At 46.3% G+C, this 20,687-nt stretch carries 2 protein-coding genes (1 of these 2 running past the window's edge); both read left to right on the forward strand.

From position 1 onward, the window contains the following. Positions 1 to 7,823, forward strand: the 3' portion of a protein-coding gene (gene pksL / locus NSU05_RS09065) for a polyketide synthase PksL (RefSeq protein ID WP_339204651.1). 5,794 nt of this gene lie to the left of the window's left edge; only the last 7,823 of its 13,617 coding nucleotides appear in the window; its start codon lies off the left edge, out of view; its stop codon occupies positions 7,821 to 7,823. Between the two features lie 15 nt (positions 7,824 to 7,838). Further along, positions 7,839 to 20,633 (forward strand): polyketide synthase PksM, encoded by a 12,795-nt coding sequence (gene pksM / locus NSU05_RS09070; protein ID WP_038428999.1) that lies wholly within the window; start codon positions 7,839 to 7,841, stop codon positions 20,631 to 20,633. Positions 20,634 to 20,687 lie beyond the last annotated feature (54 nt).

Below are 20,687 nucleotides of genomic sequence, written 5' to 3' on the forward strand. Positions count from 1 at the left end.
TCGGTATCTCAGGTCGCTATCCACTGGCAGACAACATTAATGAATTGTGGGAGAACCTGAGAGACGGGCGAGACTGTATTACGGAAATTCCTGAAGACCGCTGGGATCATAGTCTCTATTATGATGAAGATAAGGACAAGCCTGGAAAAACCTACAGCAAGTGGGGAGGCTTCTTGAAGGATGTAGACAAGTTTGATCCTCAGTTTTTCCATATTTCGCCGCGTGAGGCAAAATTAATGGACCCTCAAGAGCGTTTATTTTTGCAGTGTGTGTATGAAACGATGGAAGACGCAGGCTATACAAGGGAGCATCTCGGCCGTAAGCGTGATTCGGAGCTTGGCGGAAGCGTCGGTGTTTACGTCGGTGTCATGTACGAAGAATATCAGCTGTACGGGGCACAAGAGCAGGTGCGGGGAAGGTCTCTGGCTTTAACGGGAAATCCATCATCCATCGCGAACCGGGTATCTTATTATTTTGATTTTCACGGACCGAGTATTGCATTAGACACCATGTGTTCTTCTTCATTAACGGCTATCCACTTGGCCTGCCAAAGCCTGCAGCGCGGAGAGTGTGAGGCGGCATTCGCGGGCGGCGTGAATGTGTCAATCCATCCAAATAAATATTTGATGCTCGGGCAGAACAAATTTATGTCCAGCAAAGGCCGATGTGAAAGCTTCGGACAGGGCGGAGACGGCTATGTGCCGGGGGAAGGCGTTGGAGCAGTGCTTTTGAAGCCATTGTCTAAAGCAGTTGAAGATGGTGATCACATTTATGGAATCATTAAGGGGACAGCCATCAACCACGGGGGAAAAACAAACGGGTACTCAGTGCCCAATCCGAATGCCCAAGCAGATGTCATCAAAAAGGCGTTTGTGGAAGCGAAGGTTGATCCGCGGACAGTCAGTTACATCGAAGCCCACGGCACGGGAACCTCTCTCGGTGATCCTATTGAAATCACAGGGCTGTCCAAAGTGTTTACGCAAGAAACCGATGACAAACAATTTTGTGCAATAGGGTCAGCCAAATCAAATATCGGGCACTGTGAGAGTGCGGCAGGTATCGCAGGAGTAACGAAGGTATTGCTCCAAATGAAATACAGGCAGCTTGCGCCTTCCCTGCATTCAAACGTGCTGAACCCGAATATTGATTTCCTTAACTCGCCGTTTAAAGTACAGCAAGAGCTAGAAGAGTGGAAGAGGCCGATCATCAGTGTTAATGGCAAAGACATCGAATTACCGAGAATCGCAGGAGTCTCTTCATTTGGTGCCGGGGGTGTGAACGCCCATATTTTAATAGAAGAGTATGCTTCGGAACCTGTGGAGGAACGTTTACCAACGAGGAAACAGCCGGCTGTCATTGTGCTCTCAGCAAAAAATGAGGAAAGACTTCAGAAACGCGCGGAGCGATTGCTGCATGCCATTCGTGAACAAACATATGTTGAAGCAGATTTACACCGAATTGCCTATACGCTGCAAGTCGGCCGGGAAGCGATGAACGAACGGCTGGCGTTCGTTGCGGAAACGATGCAAGAGCTTGAAGAAAAGCTGTATGAATGTATCTCCGGAACAGAAAATCGTGAATATGTCTATCGCGGACAAGTAAAGAGCAACAAAGAAGCCATTGCTGCTTTTGCTGCTGATGAGGATATGTCAAAAACAATTGAGGCATGGCTGCAAAAAGGAAAATATGCGAAGGTTTTAGACCTGTGGGTAAGAGGTTTGCGAATCGACTGGAGCACGCTATATCAGGATCAAAAACCGCGGCGCATCAGTTTACCTGCCTATCCTTTCTCAAGAGATCGCTATTGGATAGACGTAAATGCAAAGGCTGAGGAAAAAAGAACGGAGGAGCCATTCGCTCCAGTACAGCCCGTTATTCCGAAGCCGTCTGTAGACAGAGAAGCCAGTGGCAAGCCTGCCAATATTACGTTACAGCCTTTAATGACCAATCAGGATCGTTTAGAGCGTGTTCCATCAGATACAGAAACAGAGACGATCACGGCGGAAGCCTTGTGCGATGAACTGACAGCGGGCTTAGCGGAAGTGCTGTACATGGACCAAAACGAGATTGATCCAGACGAAGCATTCATAGATATCGGTATGGACTCGATTACCGGGCTCGAATGGATAAAAGCAATAAATAAACAGTATGGCACATCACTAAATGTCACAAAGGTATATGATTATCCGACAACACGTGATTTCGCTGTTTACTTAGCACACGAGTTAAGCACACAAGCTGGGGAGAAAAAACAAACGGAGACGTACACGCCGATCAGACAAAAAACAGCGGTACCTGCTGCTAAACCGGCTAATATATCTCTGCAGCCGTTAGAACATCATCAGCCAGTGCAAGAGGAAGCTGAAGAAACGATTCAATATGCAGCGGCAGAAATATCTGCATCAAGACAATATACTGTAGCAATTGAAACGCTGCATGAAAACTTGAGGGAAAGCATAGCAGACGTGTTATACATGGAGCCATACGAGGTGGATATTGACGAAGCGTTCATAGATATCGGAATGGACTCGATTACCGGACTCGAATGGATAAAAGCGGTGAACAAGCAATACGGAACGTCTTTTACGGTAACCAGAGTATATGATTATCCAACGATACGTGCTTTTGCCGAAATGCTAAAGTCCGAGCTTGGAACTCATCTTGATAGAAAGATAGAGCATACTGACTCTTTCGAAGTAGCCCAGCAAAAGCCAGCAGCACCATCTCATCCAAAGCCGGCAGAACGGCCCCTACAGCCTGTTCAACATCCAATAAAGAAAGAACATGTGACGAAAACGGTTCCTGTTCTTCAAGACCGCCCGGAGGATGCGATAGCGATTGTCGGGATGTCGGGAAGATACCCTGGCGCTCGTAATGTAAGAGAGTACTGGGATAACCTGGTTCATGCGAGAAATGCCATTCGGGACATTCCAACATCACGGTGGGATGTAGACAAATACTATGATCCTGTCCTCAACAAAAAAGGGAAAGTCTACTGCAAATCAATGGGGATGCTGGATGATATTGAACATTTTGATCCATTGTTTTTTAATATTCCGCCATCAGAAGCGGAACTGATGGACCCGCAGCATCGAATCTTTTTGCAGGAAGGCTATAAAGCCTTTGAGGACGCTGGGTACAACGCCCGAACTTTAAATGAGAAAAAATGCGGTGTATATCTCGGCATTATGAGCAATGAATACGGGGTCATGCTGAACCGGCAGGCAAGAGCAAATGCCACCGGGAACAGCTTTGCGATCGCTGCGGCGCGTATTCCGTATTTTCTTAATTTAAAAGGGCCAGCGATTCCTATTGATACCGCATGTTCATCTTCATTGGTCGGCACACATTTAGCGCGCCAGGCACTTATAAACAAAGAAATTGATATGGCGCTGGTCGGCGGGGTCAGCTTATACCTGACGCCGGAATCTTACATGAGTATGTGTGAGGCCGGCATGCTTTCACCTGATGGACAATGTAAAGCATTTGACAATAGCGCGAATGGTTTTGTGCCCGGCGAGGGTGCGGGTGCGCTGGTTCTGAAAAGGCTGAAAGATGCGGAAGCGGACCGTGACCATATTTATGGCATTATCATTGGCTCGGGTATTAATCAGGACGGGAAAACAAACGGAATCACGGCACCGAGTGCAAAAAGCCAAATGGATCTGGAAAGAGACATATATGAAACATACGGCATACATCCTGAGAGTATCAGTTATGTCGAGATGCACGGCACAGGAACAAAACAAGGCGATCCAATTGAATTAGAAGCTCTGTCCACCGTATTTCAAGAAAAAACAGACAAAAAGCAGTTTTGCGCAATCGGTTCCGTCAAAAGCAATATTGGTCATACATCCGCGGCGGCAGGAGTAGCCGGGGTTCAAAAAGTGTTATTGTGCATGAATCATAAAACACTTGTGCCGACATTGAACTTCACGACACCGAATGAGCATTTTGAATTTGAGCATTCTCCTTTATACGTAAATACGGAGCTTAAGCCTTGGGAAACGGGTGATGGAAAACCGCGGAGAGCATGTGTGAGCTCTTTCGGATATAGCGGAACGAATGCCCATATCGTGATAGAGGAATATCAGCCTGAAAAGAGGAGCGATCCATTAACAAAGCAGCACCGCTCAGCATTATTTGTACTTTCAGCGAAAAAAGAGAAGCAATTGAAGGCCTATGCGGAAGCAATGAAAGATTTCGTAACTTCCAATGAAGATATCGATCTGGAGGATATGGCATACACACTTCAGACGGGCCGGGAAGCAATGGATTATCGCATGGCGTTTTTGGCGGATTCGAGAGAAATGCTGATCAAAGCTTTAGATGATTATTTGGCTGAAATGCCGAACGGCAGCATATTTGCTGCTCACGTGAAAACGAAGAAGAGCGAAATCAAGCTGTTTGAAACGGATCATGATGCCAAAGCATTGCTGCAAACATGGATAGAGAAAAAAAGGCTGGAGAAAGTAGCAGAGCTATGGGTGAAAGGGCTGCAGATAGATTGGAACAAGCTTTATGGGGAATACACGCCTCGCCGAATCAGCCTGCCTGCTTATCCGTTCGCGGAAGAGTATTACTGGCTGCCAACTCAAGAAGGCGAACCCGAAACCATTGCTACAGCAATGCCTCAATTCGAACTGATGCCAAAGCGCTGCTTTCTGCGTAAACAGTGGCAGCCTTGTCCGATTGAACCGGCAGAAATGACGAATCAAACCGTCGCCATTTTGGCAAATGAGGAGACAATGGCATTAGCGGAAGAGCTTTCGACGTATTTCTCGACATACCGTATATTTGACAGCCAAGAGCTGGATCGGGTATCTGCTGCTGACTATGAACACGTTGCTGGAGCAATCGATCTGATCGGGTGCGGAACGAGCCATGAGCATTCTATGGACTGGATAAACTGGCTCCAAAAGCTGATCGAGCAAGGACGTGCAAGCAAGCATCATTTGACGGTCTTGGGTGTAACAAAGGGGCTGGAGGCCTACGCAAATGAGGGTGTTATTTTGTCTGGTGCTTCACGGGCCGGTTTATACCGCATGCTTCAAAGTGAGTACAGCCATCTTACTTCAAGACATGCAGATATGGAATGCGAAGCCTCTCATGAGGAGCTGGCCAGACTGATTGCAGTTGAATATTATGCCAAGAGCACAGAATCAGAAGTCTGTTATCGAAACGGACAGCGATATCGCGCATATTTGACAGAGCAGCCAGCAGAAGCCGCTCTAAGTCATAAGCAAGTATCGTTTTCAACAGACAAAGTCCTGCTCATTACAGGCGGGACAAGAGGTCTCGGCTTGCTGTGTGCGCGGCATTTTGTGAAAACATACGGCGTTAAGCGGCTGGTCCTTATCGGCCGTGAAGAGCTTCCACCGCGTGACCAGTGGAATTTGGTAAAAATTTCCTCGCTTGCCGAGAAAATAAAAGCCGTTCAAGAGCTAGAAGACATGGGTGCGCAAGTTCAGGTGCTGTCTCTGGATCTCACAGACAGGGTTGCTGTCGAACAGAGCCTGAAGACAATACACGAAACAATGGGGGCGATTGGCGGAGTCATCCATTGTGCCGGGATGGTGAACAAACAAAACCCGGCTTTTATCAGAAAATCACTAGAAGAGATCGGACAGGTTTTTGAACCGAAAGTCGAAGGTCTGCAAACGTTGTTTGACCTGCTTCAAGATGAACCATTGGCGTTTTTCACCTTGTTTTCATCAGTATCAGCGGCCATCCCTGCACTAGCAGCAGGACAAGCTGATTACGCGATGGCAAATGCTTTTATGGATTATTTTGCGGAGGCTCATCAAGATAAATGTCCCATTGTAAGCATTCAGTGGCCTAACTGGAAGGAGACCGGTTTAGGCGAGGTTCGAAGCAAAGCTTTAGAACAAACTGGATTGATCAGTTTGACAAACGACGAGGGATTACAGCTGCTTGACCAGATTCTATCAGACAGACAGTATGCTGTCGTGCTGCCGGCAGTACCAGATACAAACGTTTGGAAGCCGGATAAGCTGATGCAGCCGTCATTGCCTGTCGAAGCTCTCTCGCATCCTGAGACGAAAGAGCAAACCAGCACTCGCAACCTGTTCCCTGAAACAGTCGACTGGCTCGTAACTCTTTTTTCAGATGAACTGAAAATAGCTGCAGAAGACTTTGAAACGGATGAACCTTTCCAAGAATACGGAATCGACTCGATTATATTGGCCCAGCTGGTACAGCAGATGAACCAACAATTAAATGGAGATATTGATCCGTCAATCTTGTTTGAATACCCGACAATAGAATCCTTTGCACACTGGCTCATTTCGAAATATGACATATCAGCTGTTTTACAGCCATCTGTTCCTGAGAAACAGACACCTCTCAAGCCGCAATCAGCAATGAAACAGAAGCTGGTGCCAGAACAGCGGCCGCAACAGATAAGCCATGAAAAAACGGCACTTCTTGCTGAGGACATCGCTATCATCGGTCTTAGTTGCAGGTTCCCGGGAGCAGAAACCCCAGAGGAATACTGGGATTTAATACGTGATGGACGGTCTGCGATTGCGCCTGTTCCGCCTGAACGATTCGGGAACTCCAGCTCGAATTACGCGGGCCTCATTGATGAAATGAACCGATTTGATCATGATTTCTTCATGATGTCCGAAAGCGATGTCAGAGCGATGGACCCTCAAGCTTTGGCTGTATTGGAGGAAAGCCTGAAGCTATGGTATCACGCGGGTTATACAGAGAAAGAAGTGAAAGGCATGAGGGCTGGTGTTTATATAGGAGGCCGCAGCCAGCACAAGCCTGATCCGGCCAGTCTTTCAAAAGCAAAAAATCCGATAGTCGCTGGTGGACAAAACTATTTAGCGGCTAACATCTCACAATTTTTTGACTTGAAGGGACCGAGTATTGTCCTGGATACCGCTTGTTCCTCTGCACTGGTGGGGCTGAATATGGCCATTCAGGCTCTGCGAAGCGGAGATATTGAGGCAGCGGTTGTAGGCGGCGTCAGTTTGCTTGATGCTGATGCGCATCGAATGTTTCATGAGCGCGGACTTTTATGTGACAAACCGTCATTCCATATTTTTGATAAGCGGGCAGACGGTGTCATTTTAGGAGAAGGCGTGGGCATGGTTCTCGTCAAAACCGTCAGCCAAGCGGTTGAAGACGGAGATTCCATATATGCAGTCATTAAAGCCGCTGCGATTAATAATGACGGAAGAACGGCAGGCCCATCATCTCCGAATCTCGAGGCACAAAAGGACGTCATGCTGTCAGCGCTTGAAAAAAGCGGCAAAAAGACTGAAGAGATCAGCTATCTCGAAGCGAACGGATCGGGGTCGGCAGTAACAGATTTACTTGAATTAAAGGCAATCCAGTCCATTTACCGTTCTGAATCAAAGGCTCCGTTAGGGCTGGGATCGGTGAAACCTAACATCGGCCATCCATTATGTGCAGAGGGGATTGCGAGCCTGATTAAAGTAGCTTTAATGCTGAAGCATAGACAATTGGTTCCGTTCCTGTCAGGTAATGAAAATATGCCGTATTTTGATATAGAAAAAACAGATTTGTATTTCAGCAGATCGCAAGCCGAGTGGAAGGAGACAACGCCGGCTGCGGCAATTAATTGTTTTGCAGATGGCGGAACGAACGCCCATCTCATTATAGAAGCCTGGAATGAATCGGTTGCTCGTCCAATTAGAAGAAAACCTCTGCCTTTGCCGGAATTAAATAGGCAGCCCGTTTTAATCAAACCATCAGCTCAAAACGTGCAGGAAAAAGTGCATTCAGACACAGGGGCTTCTAAAGATATGTTTTGGAAAACTTTCAAATAAGAGAGGAGTGGGAAAATGATAACTGAACAACTGCACATTTCATTAAATAATCCAATCATGTCCAACCACAAGGTATATGGACAAGCGTTATTACCCGGCCTTGCTTATATAGATTTAATCTACCAAGTATTCCAGGAACATGGTTATGCATACCAAGAGCTTGAATTAAAAAACCTGACCATTTTTTACCCTTTGATCGCAGATGAGTCATATGACATTGCCCTGACCATTCACGTGTCTGAAAGAAAGGAAGGGACATGGTCCATCATCATCGACGGACAAAAACAGCATGGAGAATCACTATCTGACAAGAGACAATATGTGACTGCTGACATGCATCGTAAAGAGCAAACCGCTTTTGCCGAATCAATAGACCTTAATCAGTGGAAAAATACAGCTGACAGGATTCTGAATTTAGATGAAATCTATGAACAATGCCGATCTCAAGAGTTAGTGCATACCGGCATGATGAAGGCGGAAGGACAGATTTATGAAGCCAAAGAGGGGGCTTTAATTGATTTAGCAGTCGGACAGGAAGCGTTGCGTCATTCTGATGCTTTTCTGTTTCATCCGACGCTTATTGACGGCAGCGGCATAGGTTCAAGCTGCCTGATCTCAGATCAAACGATGTACCTGCCATTGTATTATGAATCGTTTTCTGCTTCAGAACGATTGCAAAAAGGATGTACAGCACGGATCCTCTCCTCATCTGTGCGCCAAAAGAAAGAACTCACTTATATGACGATTGAATATTTTAATTCATCAGGACAAAAAGTGGCCGAGCTGAAACAATTTGCAGGCAAGTCTGTACGGAATATGTCAGCCTTTCATTCTCCAAAAGAAATTCAAGAAAAAAGAGCTGCTGTCTCTCAGAACATCAGTCGGGACTATCCCGCATTTGAAATGTATTTGCGTCAGCTGCTTGCTAAGCAGCTTGAAAGGCCGGCAGAACAAATGGATATCCACGCTGGGTACTATGAGCTAGGCTTGGATTCTCCGTCATTGCTTACCGTGGTTCAGGAAATTGGAGATAAGGTTGGAGCGGATCTTGCTCCGACACTGCTGTTTGAATTTACAACAATTGCAGAACTAGCTGCTCATCTTGCTGATCAATATTCAATTGGAGAGGCGGACGATGCTGTCCGCCAATCTCCTTCACCAATGAAGGATTCTCCTGATGGTGTTACCTCTTCACCAGAGATCGGTGAGGACATTGCCATTATCGGAATGGCGGGACGCTATCCTAAGGCAAAAAACATACAGGAATTTTGGGAACATCTTAAAGCGGGTACCGACTGCATCACAGAGATTCCAAACTCACGCTGGGAATGGAAAGAAAACAATGGACTGGATTCACCTGCAGGCAAGCCACTCTCGAAATGGGGCGGGTTTATCGAGGAGGCTGATTGCTTTGATCCTCAATTTTTCAGAATCTCTCCGCGTGAAGCGGAAATGATGGACCCTCAGGAACGGTTATTTTTAGAGACATGCTGGGAAGCTATTGAAGATGCGGGTTATACACCAGAGACAATTGCTGCACCGCAGGGAGAAAATAAAAGACAGCATGTCGGTGTGTTTGCCGGCGTAATGCATAAGGACTATTCCCTTATAGGGGCTGAAGCTCTATCAGAACACAATCCATTTCCTTTATCGCTGAATTATGCGCAAATCGCCAACAGGGTCTCTTACTATTGTAATTTCCACGGCCCAAGCATGGCGGTGGACACGGTCTGCTCTTCCTCATTAACTGCGGTTCATCTGGCAATAGAGAGCATCCGGAATGGAGAATGCGAGGCCGCGCTTGCCGGAGGCGTCAATTTGTCACTGCATCCGGCTAAATATATCAGCTATGGCAGTGTAGGGATGCACTCAAGTGACGGCTATTGCCATACTTTCGGCAAAGGCGGGGATGGCTACGTATCTGGAGAAGGTGTCGGCACAGTATTGCTAAAACCGCTGCGAAAAGCTGAACAGGACGGTGACCGAATCTATGCTGTCATCAAAGGCAGTGCGATAAATCATGTAGGAAAAGTAAGCGGAATTACAGTACCGAGCCCGGTAGCTCAAGCTGATGTAATCGAAGCATGTCTAGAAAAAACAGGAATTGATCCGCGCACCATCAGCTATGTTGAAGCCCATGGCACTGGCACCTCATTGGGAGATCCGATTGAAGTACAGGGGTTAGTAAAAGCTTTCAGCCGCAATACGCAGGACAAGCAATTCTGTTCAATCGGTTCTGTGAAATCAAATATTGGCCATGCTGAAGCTGCAGCCGGCATTAGCGGCTTAACGAAGACTGTCCTGCAGCTGCATCATAAAACCTTGGTGCCGTCATTACATTCAGAAGAGCTGAATCCTTATTTGAAGCTTGATCAAACCCCATTTTTTGTCCAGCATGAAACAAAGGAATGGGAGCAGCCATCTTTTACAGAAAACGGGGTGGACGTCACATATCCCCGCCGTGCCGGTTTAAGTTCGTTTGGCGCTTCAGGATCAAATGCGCATCTTATTTTGGAAGAATATATTCCAGCAGAGAGCCATTCAGAGACGATTTTAACGAAAAATGAAGAAATAGTGATACCTTTGTCTGCGAGAAACAAAGATCGTCTGCAGGCTTACGCTCTTAAACTTCTTGATTTTCTTAGCGAGGACGTCAATCTTTTAGCGTTAGCTTATACCATGCAGGCAGGACGGGTTGAAATGGAGGAGCGTGCGGCCTTCATTGTAAAAGACATAAAAGATTTAACGGCTAAACTTCGGGCGTTTGCCAATGGAGAAGAAGAGATCGAGGGCTGCTGGACCGGACGAGCCAAGGAGAATCAGGAGGCGGCTGGGCTAGCATCGGTAAATGCGCTGAATAACAATTTGATAACAGACAGTGAAATGATGGAAATGGCGAAAGCATGGGTTCAAGGAAAGCGGGTCACCTGGGACGACCTATACGGCGATCGCAAGCCGCTTAAGATCAGTGTTCCGACCTATCCGTTTGCAAGGGAGCGCTACTGGATCCCGGTTCCTGAAATGAAAACCAGCACTGTGAATCATATCTTACATCCGCTGGTGCACCGCAATACATCAGACTTTACTGAGCAGCGCTTTAGCTCTGTATTTACAGGCACGGAATTTTTCCTGTCAGATCATGTTGTACAGGGACAGAAGATTTTGCCGGGCGTTGCCTATTTAGAAATGGCAAGGGAAGCAGCGGAAAAAGCTGCAGGCGATCTGGACGGCGAACAAAGAGTGGTGTCGCTTAAAGACATTGTGTGGGTGCGTCCTATCACGATAGAAAGTGAACCAAAAGAAATACATATTGGCCTTTTTCCTGAGGATAACGGGGACATTTCCTTTGACATTTATAGCAGCTCTGAACATAAAGAAGAAGCCCTGACGATACACTGCCAAGGCCGCGCTGTCATTTCAGATGAAGCGGACACTTCCATTTTAAACCTTTCATCAATACAGACAGAATGCAGCCTGGACACAGTGACGTCAGAACAATGCTATGCAGCGTTTCGAAAGATTGGGCTTGACTATGGAGAGGGCTATCAAGGGATTGAAAAAGTCTATGTCGGCAAAGATCAATTGCTTGCAAAAATCTCGTTACCCGCTTTTCTAAAAAACGACAAGCAGCATTTTGCGCTCCACCCGAGTTTGATGGATTCCGCGTTCCATGCCACAGTCGGTTTTATCGTTAGCTCAGTCAATGCCGCTGGACAAGCTCAGACGCTGTCTCTTCCATTTGCGTTACAGGAGGTTGATATTTTCAGCCCATGTCCAGAGAAGATATGGTCTTATATTCGATACAGTTCAGACAGTAAAGCGGAGGACAAAGTCAGAAAGTATGATATTGATTTATGTGATGAGAACGGACATGTTTGTGTGCGAATGAAGGGTGCTTCGATGCGGGCACTTGATGGAGAGCAGCATTCAAAGCCGCAACTATTAACTGATTCTCAGCTGACCGGGCATACGATGATGATCCCTGTCTGGGAACCAGTCTCTTCAGATACGGAGGATAATGCTTCGTTTGCTGGTACACGAGTTGTTTTATGCGGTGCTGCTGAAGCTGATCGGGCATTAATAAAGCATCATTATCCGCAAGTATCCTTTATCGATATCCGGCCTGCAGATGACATTGAGGCAATAGCGGACAAACTGCAAGCGTACGGAAGCATTGACCATGTCTTGTGGATTGCCCCGTCAGACCTGGAGAATAGTGATAGACAAGGAGAAGCTGTTCTTAACTTATTTAAGTTCGTGAAAGCTTGCCTGCAATTAGGCTATGGCGAGAAACAACTTGAATGGTCTCTTGTGACAATCCAAGCGCAGCCGGTTACGCAACATGAGGCAGTACAACCCGCTCATGCAAGCATTCATGGACTTGCCGGCACAATGGCAAAGGAATATCCACACTGGAAAATCCGTCTTCTCGATCTTGAAAAAGGCTGCACATGGCCGGTAAATCACATGTTTGCACTCCCAGCTGACCGCCTTGGCCATGCTTGGGCCTATCGTAATCAGCAATGGCATCAGCAGCAATTGATCCCATATCGGCACTCACTGTCAGGCGACACGCTCTATCGGAAAGGCGGAGTCTATGTGGTCATCGGAGGAGCCGGGTATATCGGAGAGGCGTGGAGTGAGTACATGATCCGCCGCTACCAAGCGCAAATCGTTTGGATTGGGCGAAGTCAACTTAATGCTGCCATCCAGTCAAAAATAGACCGACTTTCGGCGCTTGGCCCTGAGCCTTTCTACATTGCAGCCGATGCAGCCGATAAGCATTCATTGCAGCAGGCTTATGATCAAGTGAAAAAACGCCATCCTCATATTCACGGGATTGTTCACTCTGCGATGGTTTTATTTGAGCAAAGCCTGGAAAAAATGAAGCCGGAAGAATTCACCGCTGGACTGGCGGCGAAGATCGATGTCAGTATTCGGATGGCCCAAGTGTTCCGCCAGGAGAATGTAGATTTTGTTTTATTCTTCTCTTCGCTTGTAGCCCATATCAAAAATGTGAAGCAAAGCCATTATGCCTCTGGCTGTACATTTGCAGATGCTTTTGCTCACCGGCTTTCTCAGAGCTGGGCATGCCCTGTAAAAGTCATGAACTGGGGATATTGGGGGAATAGTGAAGCGGCTGAGGATGAACATTATGTACAGCTCATGAATCAAATCGGCTTAGGTTTAATTGAGCCTGCGGAGGCTATGAAGGCGCTGGAAGCCCTGCTTTCTGGGCCAGTCAGCCAAACAGCTTTCATTCATACGACAAAGCCTGTAGCAGTCGAAGGCGTGAATCAGAATGAATTCATCGCTCTTTATCCAGAGCAACCTTCAGCAGATGCAGAGAGCCTGATGGAGCGTCTGCCGACTACGGCACGATTTCAAAGAGTGACACATGAAGAGCTTGATGATCTTCTTTACAGGCTGTTGTTAGGACAGCTTCAAACAGCCGGGCTGTTTGATGGTTATACATTATCGGTTGAACGTCTTCAACAATATAAGACTCGTGAATTTTATGGAAAATGGATTCGGCAAAGCAGCGAATTTCTCTTGCAGCATGGCTATCTTAAGAAAGTTGGAGATTCATTGGTGAGGAAGGACCAAGCAGAGGATATCGAGCTGCTTTGGCAAGAATGGAATGCGAAAAAAGAAAAGTGGCTTAAAGACAGCGAGACAAAGGCGATGGTTGTATTAGCAGAGGCCATGCTGAAAGCATTACCGGATATTTTGACAGGGAAAGTCCCTGCAACAGATATCATGTTCCCGCATTCCTCGATGGAACTGGTGGAAGGCATTTATAAGCATAACAAAGTGGCAGATTATTTTAATAAAGTGCTTGCCGATACATTATTAGCTTATCTGGATGAACGTCTGAAGCACGACCCTGAGGCATCGATTCGCATTATGGAAATAGGCGCAGGCACAGGCGGCACGAGTGCCGGAATCTTTGAAAAACTGAAACCATATCAAAAGCATATCAAAGAATATTGCTATACAGATCTGTCTAAAGCATTTTTGCTGCATGCAGAAAAGGAATATGGGGCGGAAAATCCGTACCTGACATATCAGCTTTTTGATGTGGAAAAACCGATTGATCAGCAGGAATTTGAAGCGGGAGGCTATGATGTCGTCATTGCCGCTAATGTCCTTCACGCAACAAAAAATATCCGTCAAACACTGCGGCATACAAAAGCGGTAATGAAAAACAACGGAATGCTGCTGCTGAATGAAATGGCGGGAAACAGCCTGTTCCCTCACATCACCTTTGGTCTTTTGGAAGGCTGGTGGCTGTATGAAGATCCTGCAGTGCGGATTCCCGGCTGTCCAGGCTTACATCCTGACAGCTGGAAAGCGGCACTTGAAAGCGAAGGCTTTGAATCTGTCTTTTTCCCGGCCGAGGCGGCACATGATCTGAGTCACCAAATCGTCGCAGCCTCAAGCAACGGGCTGGTTCGCCGTATGATGAAAAATGTGATCTTGCCGGAGAAGGTTGTTTCACAAGCGTCTAATCAGGAGCCAGCCTACATTCATACCATAGATTCAGAGGAAGCTGGACAATCAAAACATGCTCTCCTAAGAGAAAAAAGCACAGAATATATGAAAAAACTAATCGGGGAAACGTTGAAAATTCCTGCAAGCAAAATTGAGTCATCTGAACCGCTTGAAAAGTACGGGATTGATTCTATCGTCGTTGTCCAGCTGACAAATACATTGCGTAAAGAATTTGACCATGTAAGCAGCACTTTATTTTTCGAGTACCAGACCATTGACGCATTAGTGGAGCATTTCATCAAAACAAAAACAGAAGCGCTGATGAAATTAACAGGTCTTGACCGTCAAGTTCAACAACAGACACCGGCCGAAAGCAGAACCCAATCCTCACAGAAACCTGATCAGGCCGCTAAAAGAACACGGCGCTATCGCAAGCTTGGCTTCAGCGGGGAGAAAGAAACACCGACTAACACTCTTGCAAGTCGTGACGTTGCCATTATCGGCATTTCTGGACGCTATCCTCAGGCGGAAACCGCAGAAGACTTTTGGAACAACCTAAAAGAAGGAAGAAATTGTATTGAGGAAATTCCGAAAGAACGCTGGGATTGGAAAGTTTATTACGATAAAGAAAAAGGAAAAGAAGGATCAATTTATACGAAATGGGGCGGATTTATCAAGGATATGGACAAGTTTGACCCATTATTCTTTCAGATTTCTCCGCTTGAGGCAGAAAGAATGGACCCTCAGGAGCGATTATTTCTGCAAACCGCTTATGCAAGTATTGAAGATGCGGGATACACGCCTGACTCGCTCTGTTCAAGCAGAAAAATCGGCGTCTTTGCCGGAGTCATGAACAAAAATTATCCGACCGGATACGGCTATTGGTCTATCGCCAACAGAATATCCTATTTACTGAATTTCCAAGGCCCGAGTCTTGCAGTCGATACAGCCTGCTCATCCTCCCTGACAGCGATTCATTTAGCGCTGGAAAGCATTTATAGCGGATCGAGTGATTGTGCCATTGCCGGCGGTGTCAATTTAGTTGTCGACCCGGTTCACTATCAGAATTTATCTGTCATGAATATGCTCTCTGCTAGTGATACATGTAAATCATTCGGCGATGATGCAGATGGATTTGTCGACGGTGAAGGCGTAGGCGCCATTGTGTTAAAGCCGCTGCAGCAAGCAATAGCGGACGGTGACCATATTTACGGTGTGATAAAGGCAAGTGCCATTAATAGCGGAGGAAAAACAAATGGATACACGGTTCCAAATCCTCATGCACAGGCACAGGTAATTAAAGAAGCAATGGAGCGCGCCGACATTCCTGCCCGAACCATCAGTTATTTAGAGGCGCATGGAACAGGCACTGCATTAGGAGATCCGATTGAGATAGCGGGGTTAACAAAAGCATTCGAGAAAGATACGCAGGAGAAACAGTTTTGTGCGATCGGCTCCAGCAAATCAAATATCGGTCATTGTGAAAGTGCAGCCGGAATTGCAGGGCTGACAAAAATACTTTTTCAGTTTAAATATGGCCAAATTGCACCATCATTGCATGCTCAGCGGTTGAATCCGAACATCGAGTTCAGCCATACGCCATTTGTCGTTCAGCAGCAACTTGGTGAATGGAAACGCCCGGTGATTGGCGGGCAAGAGGTGCCTAGGCGCGCTGGCTTGAGCAGTTTTGGCGCCGGAGGGTCCAATGCCCATATCATCCTGGAAGAATATATTCCAAGAACGGGGGCGCAAACGCCGAAAGACCATCCTCCAGCGCTGATTGTGCTGTCGGCCAAAAACATGGAACGTTTGCAAGAAAAAGCGGAACAGCTGCTTACAGCCATCAAACAAAAAAGGTACTGCGAAACAGACCTGATCAGGATCGCCTATACCTTGCAAACAGGCCGTGAAGCAATGGAGGAACGGCTGGCCTTTATAGCGGAATCACTAGAGGATCTTGAGAGAAAGCTGAACGATTTTATCGAAAACAAAGCAGACAGCCTGTATCTGGATCGCATCGATGATAACAAAAAAGCGTTAGCAGTCTTATCAGCGGATGAGGATACGGAAAAAATCATAGAAGCATGGATGAGCAAAGGGAAATACACGAAACTGCTGGATCTTTGGGTGAAAGGCTTGTCTTTCGACTGGGGCATGCTGTACGGCACCCAAACGCCTGTCCGGATCAGTCTTCCGGCATATCCATTTGCAAAAGAACGTTACTGGGCACCAGGCGCGGCAAAGGCCCCGGTGTCTATAGAACAGGATCATGATCAGCAAACAGAAGAACCTTTCAAGGTTATGACGTTTCAAGAAGTGTGGAAAGAAGAGCCGGCGACTCTCACATCGAAACGTATCAAAACGCTCATCTGTTTTCTGACTGAAAGAGAAAAGCAAAACGCATTTGCTTCAGCCCTGAAAAACGTTGATCAAGACACCAAGGTCATTTTTATATCACAGGGCGAAGTGTACAGCAAACAGTCTGAATATAGCTACCAGATTGTGCGGCAAGAACCCGTTACTTTTGAAAAGGCCTTCCAGAGCATTAAAGAAGAACTTGGAGAGCCAGATGCAATCCTCTATATGTGGCCTATGGAAGACAAGCGCTGTATAAAGGACCATTCCTGTATTGTTTACCTATTACAAGGTATGTCCGCAGCAAAGCTTCATCCTTCACGGCTGCTGCTGGCAGGATGTTTTGAAGATAGTCTTGACCGAAGTTATCTGGAATCATGGATTGGCTTCGAACGTTCACTCGGGCTTGTCCTTCCGCACACAAAAGTGACTGGAATCTTTCAGCCCGCGGAACAAGGATCGATGGATGATTGGACACGTAAAGTCTGGGCAGAATTACAGGCTTCAACTGAACAAACGGTTTTGTATCAGAATCTGAAACGATATGTAAATCACATTGAACAGACAACGATACAACCGGACAACAGCAAATTGAAGTCTGGCGGTACTTACCTGATTACAGGCGGTGTAGGAGGGCTTGGTTATTTATTTGCCAAGCATTTGGCCAAAAACTATGCCGCAAACCTGATTTTGACAGGGAGGTCGCCTTTTAATGATGAGAAGCAAAAGCAAATAAAAGAATTAAAGGATCTAGGCGGCGAAGCGATGTATGCAGAAGCAGATGTGTCTGATCCTATCGCAATGGGAGACTGCGTAAAAAGAGGGAAAGACCGATTCGGTGCCATCAACGGTGTTATTCATGCAGCCGGAATCGAGAGCGACTCTGCTATTTTTGACAAAAAGATCGAAAGCTTCCAGCGCATCATTGAACCGAAAATCAACGGCACGATAGCGCTTGATGAATGGCTTAAAAATGAAGACCTTGATTTTATGTGTTATTTTTCTTCTTCTTCTGCGGTTTTAGGGGATTTTGGATGTTGTGATTATGCGATTGGCAATAGGTTTCAGATGGCTTACGCACAATACAGAAATGAGCTGCATAACGGTAAAACGTTTGTCATCAACTGGCCTGTGTGGAAGGATGGCGGAATGAAGATCGGTGATGAGGAAACAACGGATATGTACCTGAAATCAAGCGGCCAACGCTTCCTAGAAGCCGAGGAAGGTATCCGTATGTTTGAGCACATTCTAGCTCAGCAGGATGCTCAGCATCTCGTGATAGCCGGTCAGCCCAGCCGTGTCAGCAGATTTTTAGGAATGACTGAACCAGCTATTCCAGAACCGGCCACTCAAGCCCCTCTAGCACAAGAAAACAAGGATGAGGTAAAAACACTAAGCATTGAAAAGCGTTTAGAACACGACTTGAAAGAGCATATTCACACATTGCTTAAGATTTCAAAGGACAAGCTGAATTTGAACAAAAATTGGGCCGACTTCGGATTTGATTCGATCTATTTGGCTAAATTCTCGAACGTGTTATCAAAGCATTTCAACATCGAAGTGACACCGGCTTTATTTTTCGGCTATTCAACTTTACAAGAATTGATCAGCTTTTTCTTAACCGATCATAAAGAGCTGATTGAAGCATTTTACCGGGATGATGCATCAGAGGCGCAAAAGCCCCCTGAAGCTTATGCAGTAATTCCTGTAGCTCCAGAACCGGAAACCAGTAAACAAAGCATTCGGCAGGTTCACGATGAGCCTATTGCCATTATCGGCATGAGCGGCAGGTTCCCTCAAGCTGATTCGGTCCATGAGCTGTGGGATAATCTGAAAAACGGTAAATCGTGTATCTCTGACATTCCGGGCGAACGCCGGGACTGGGGGAGAGCTAACAGAGATCCAGAAAAAGCAGTGCCAAGGTGGGGTGCATTTTTGAAGGACATAGACCGGTTTGATCCGCTGTTTTTTCAAATATCGCCTAAAGAAGCCGAAAGCATGGACCCGCGCCAGCGCATTTTTCTAGAGGAAGCATGGCACACGTTTGAAGACGCCGGCTATATGGGAGATCGGATAAAAGGAAAATCCTGCGGTGTTTATGTAGGTGTGGAAGAAGGGGAATATGCGCATCTAACCGGAGATACGGATTACATTAACGGAACACAAAACGCCACATTGTCTGCGAGAATCGCATACGCATTGGATTTAAAAGGGCCTAATATGGCTTTGACAGCAGCGTGTTCATCTGGACTGGTGGCGATTCACCAGGCATGTTCAGCTCTGCGTCAGGGGGATTGTGAAATGGCTTTAGCCGGCGGCGTCAGCTTAAATATTTCTCACATGTCTTTTGAGGCGCTGACAAGGGCCGAAATGCTGTCTCCGAACGGACAATGCAAAGTGTTTGACCAGGATGCCAATGGTCTTGTGCCAGGTGAAGCGGTGGCTGCTGTTCTCTTGAAACCATTATCAAAGGCAATTGAAGATAAAGATCATATTTATGGCTGCATCAAGGCCAGCGGCGTGAATTACGATGGCAAAACCAACGGCATTACTGCGCCAAATCCTTTTAGCCAGGCAGAATTGATCGAAAACATTTATGAAAAAAATGAAATCAATCCGCTCGATATTCAATATGTGATGGCGCACAGTACCGGCTCGAATCTTGGTGATCCGCTTGAGGTCCAAGCGTTAACGAGCGTGTTCAGCAAATATACGAAGCAGAAGCAATTCTGTATGATCAGCTCAATTAAACCTTTAATCGGACATACATTTGCAGCGTCAGGAACGGTTGCTTTAATCAGTATGCTGATGGCTATGAAAAACCAGATCATTCCGGCCACTCATCACTGTGAATCGGAAAACCCGTATATTCCGTTTAAAGAAAGCCCATTTGTGCTTTGCAAAGAAAACCGTTCGTGGATCAGGAAAAATCAGAAGCCGAGGATGGGAACGATCAGCACGACTGGAATCAGCGGCACCAATGCACATGCAGTCATTGAAGAATACATTCCGGATGATCAGCTGTCCACACAGCGGCATCAAGGGTCACCGCAGGTCATCGTGCTTTCAGCCCAAAATGACGATCGGCTTCAGGATGCTGCCTGCCACATGATTGCGTATCTGGAGCAGAATCATAACCTTTCTTTACCTGATGTGGCATATACGCTTCAGGTTGGGAGAAAAGCCATGGAGGCAAGGCTCGCGATCGTTGCAAACAATCAGGAGCAATTGGTGCGAAAATTGAAGGAATATGTGGAAGCAATGAAGAATGGTGGGATATCGGGCCAACAGAGATCCCTTTATACAGGATATACAGAAGGGATATTAGAAGAACAAGATGAAGCAGTTCTGCAAGCTCTCGCAAAAGAAAGAAATTTGGAAAACATCGCGGAATGCTGGGTGAAAGGATATCAGATTCCTTGGGAACTCCTTCATGATGGCGATCACGTTCGGATGGTTTCTTTACCTGGTTATCCATTTGCAAGGGAACGGTATTGGATTTCGTCAGGCACTCAGCAATCAGAGGCCGTTAAACAGCATTCACAAGATATGAAAACAGAGATTGACGAGCCGAATGGCAAAACCCATATTCAAAAGATCATTGTTCAATTTTTAGCACGAGAATTGGGCATATCTGAGGATCGAATCAATTTCAAAAGAAACTTCCTGGATTATGGGATGGATTCAATTCTTGGCCGAAAATTGATGCGGCATATCGAAAAAACCACGCAGCTGAAGATGGCCGGCCGGGAAATCCTTGAATGTCAGACAGTCCAAACTCTATCTGACCATTTGGCCTTAAAAGCGGAAAAACAAAATTATAGCGCAGCAGCACATCACATAAAGGGCACGTATACAGACGAGCAAATCATCGGATTGATGCAAGAGGTGGCGCTAGGGAAATTGGATTTTAAGAGTGTGCAAAACATCATAGAAGGGAGTAAATCGTATGAATCATAAAGAAATTCTCGATGCCTTCAGATCAGGAGAATTAACCATTTCTGAGGTGGAAGA

It is taken from the genome of Bacillus sp. EU52 (genome assembly GCF_037964975.1).
Lineage (GTDB): Bacteria > Bacillota > Bacilli > Bacillales > Bacillaceae > Bacillus > Bacillus subtilis.

Coding starts and splice junctions, on each gene's coding strand:
- pksM (WP_038428999.1), top strand. CDS start 7,839: ATGATAACTGAACAACTGCACATTTCATTAAATAATCCAATCATGTCC.